Origin of the sequence: Qipengyuania sp., assembly GCF_042095715.1 — a bacterium.
In the GTDB taxonomy this organism is placed as follows: domain Bacteria; phylum Pseudomonadota; class Alphaproteobacteria; order Sphingomonadales; family Sphingomonadaceae; genus Qipengyuania.
Genome location: NZ_JBELMO010000139.1, coordinates 1 through 2,828 on the forward strand (window position 1 = coordinate 1; position 2,828 = coordinate 2,828).

3 protein-coding genes and 1 pseudogene are annotated in these 2,828 nt (G+C 57.9%); 2 read left to right on the forward strand and 2 right to left on the reverse strand.

What is annotated here, in order from left to right:
* On the forward strand, positions 1-328 hold a 328-nt coding region (locus ACFDTG_RS16540), incomplete at its 5' end, for a hypothetical protein (RefSeq protein ID WP_375292014.1).
* 112 nt (positions 329-440) lie between these two features.
* On the opposite strand, the gene ACFDTG_RS16545 is transcribed toward ACFDTG_RS16540, so the two are convergent.
* On the reverse strand, positions 441-704 hold the full coding sequence (locus tag ACFDTG_RS16545; protein ID WP_375292015.1) for a hypothetical protein: 264 nt from the start codon (positions 702-704) through the stop codon (positions 441-443).
* Between the two features lie 86 nt (positions 705-790).
* Here ACFDTG_RS16545 and ACFDTG_RS16550 point away from each other — a divergent pair, with 86 nt between their 5' ends.
* Positions 791-2,083, forward strand: a complete 1,293-nt coding sequence (locus tag ACFDTG_RS16550; protein ID WP_187335269.1) for a hypothetical protein — start codon at positions 791-793, stop codon at positions 2,081-2,083.
* A gap of 367 nt (positions 2,084-2,450) precedes the next feature.
* Here the strand turns inward: ACFDTG_RS16550 and ACFDTG_RS16555 are convergent.
* A pseudogene (locus ACFDTG_RS16555) lies at positions 2,451-2,828 on the reverse strand (chromosome partitioning protein ParB); the annotation flags it as partial.

Consider the following 2,828-nt stretch of genomic DNA (forward strand, 5'->3'; position numbering starts at 1 on the left):
CGCGACTGAATATGGGTTTCGTGCCGATCTCACCAACTACCCAGGCCTCGCTCCAGAGGTGAAACTCTGGAATCTCGAAGAGGATCGCAAGCCTATCGCTGGCGAGCGACCGTCGGGTGGGAAGCGGGTCGCCGAGACTTTCAAGGACTGGGGATCGGGTACCGTTTATCGGCCGTGGGATCGTCATACCGGGCCGCATAACAACAATGCTGTCGCCAAACCCCACCTAGCGTGGAGCAAGGACCGTGACTTGGCTTTCATCTTCGAGGATCTCTATGGCATATTGGTTAGCAACGGTCGCAAGGTCGCTACTCGGACAGCGGCCTGAGTTGATCTGTGATCGCAAAGTATGGGATGCTGGAGCTGCGGAGCTTTGCCGTCGCACAAACGGCGGTCGACGCGAGAGCGGTGCATTTCTTCTTGGCATCGCAGGCTCGCCCTCAACCATTCGGCAATTCATTTTCTACGACGATATCGATCCCGGTGCCCTCAACAGCGGTATTGTCCTGATCGATGGTCGGCGGCTTGGCGAGCTTTGGGAAATATGCCGAAACGAAGGGATGAGCGTCGTTGCCGACGTTCATGTCCATCCGGGTAGCTTTCGGCAAAGTCCCTCCGACAAGGCGAACCCAATCATCGCGGAGGTCGACCATTTGGCACTGATCCTGCCGAATTTCGCTGAAGGTTCGAATCTTCCAGGCCACATCGGAGTACATCGCTACCTGGGCAACCGTCGATGGCGAGACGAAAGCGACCGCCTTTTTCCTCCCTTTCACGTCGGAAAATATCTGTGGACCTGACCCCCGAGCTATCCCGAATTGCAAAAATGCTGATTGATGCTGAAGGCATTAGTGGCGCGGATGCCGAAGCGCGTCTTCGCGCTATGACTCTGGAAGTCATAGTCGGTGAAAATGCTCACAGTATCGCTGGGCATAATGCGATCCTCACCGCCGTAGCGGTCGGGAAGAAGACCTTTGTCGGCGGCGTCAGTGTCCGGATCGACGACGACGTACCGCTAGTTTCCGCGATGCCAGTCGGTTGCACATCGCTGCGTGAGGCAGTCGATCGGCTGGGCGCTACCAAAAACGTTGGCGTCGCAGCAATCCGTATCATTATCGGAAATGTAATCGGCGGAGCATCAGACGTTCATGCTTGGTGGGATGGCTGGAAAGGCGGAGCAGCGTCGGGACCCAAAATCTCAGGAGACGCGGACAATCCTCTCGCCGGCATTGTAGCTGGCGCGGCGACCGTGGCGTATGCTTTCGCACGGCTGCGAAATGCACATTCGCCTGGGTCTGTAGAGTTTGATCTTTGGCCGCAGAGAGCGGTGAGCAAGCCGCCGCCCTTCGCCAAGGTTTTTCTTCCCAGCGCGCTATGGCTGCTCGGCCTCGGCAATCTTGGTCAAGCATTCATGTGGTCGCTTTCGGCGCTTCCCTATCCCAATCCGCGAGCCGTAAAGCTGGTTTTGCAGGATGCTGACCAGATAAGCGCTGAAAATTGGGGAACTTCCGTGCTCGTACAGTCGGGAGAATACGGCGCCTACAAAACCGCACTCGCGGAGCAATGGGCAAAGCGGAAGGGGTTCGATGTGCGCCGCGTTGATCGCCTATTAGCCCCACATCAACGGGTGCAGGAAAATGAGCCTACGGTGGCGCTTTGCGGCTTCGATTCGATTACCGCTCGAAAACTCATCGACGGCTGCGGCTTCGAATTGGTAATCGACGCTGGTCTCGGTCGCGCCCATACCGACTTCGATGTTTTCCGTGTGACGGTGTTCGATTCTGAGTATTCGGTTGCTGCACACTTTCCAGGAGACGTTCCACGATCGGCTCCTGCGCCACAGGATTATGAGCAACTGCTCGGGTTAGACGGATGTGGAGCCGCCAAGTTTGAAGGCATTGGGATCGCAGCCCCCTTCGTAAGTGCGATTGCTGCGGCGACAACAGTGGCGCGCGCTATTGCGATTTGCAGCGGCGCAGCTGTTCCCCGAAATGAGAAACGGCGGCTGTTCGACGAAGGATCAAAGTTCGCTGCGCCAGCGACAGTGAATGCCCGAGGGATCATGCGCATAGGTTTTTCCTAGGGCGTGATGAGGCCATTAATGTGGCGCGGTTCTACCAGGTGAAGGTGGAGATTGCTTGCCCACGATGGAGCGGTCAATGTCCGCAACTGCTAACGACGGCGGATTAGTATCCCGATCCCTCTTCGGTCTACTTCCCTCTGCTTATATCCCCTGCGACAACGACAGCTTTCGGCGTTGAACGTCGGCAATGGCGGTGCCTACTGTCACGATTTTTTGGCATTTGGACCGTCGACTTTCCGAATTGCTCTTTCTGACACCACATTGGCGGAACATGGCGCAAATACGGCCCAGGTATTGGCATTGAAAAGGCGGCCCGCCCCAAGAGGGGCGGACCGCCTGCCGAGTGACCTGGACCTGTCAGGAGGGGTCAGGCAGCCTGCTCGGCAATCTCGTCAGCCGTAATGTCACTGACCGGCTCTTCGGCTTCGGCGTCAACCGGTTCGCTTTCTTCGGGACCAGCAAAACGCATTATCGAAGGCACCCAGGCCTGCGCCCGTTCCTTGATATCCGCCTCGCCGATGAAGTTGCCCGAGAAAATGCGTTCGGCAGCGCTTGCCAGTTCGGCCTTCTTCGAGCCAGCATAGCGACTGACCAGTTCGGGACCGCCGGCAGCATCAAGCGCTTCGAGTGTGCGGGCCTTGGCCACGCGGTCGAAGTAATTCGCCGCCGTGGGCCGCCACCAATGCGCCGACTCGATTTCGAGCAACGAGCCGAGCGCCTCGTGCAGCGGCACCGAGCGTTCGCC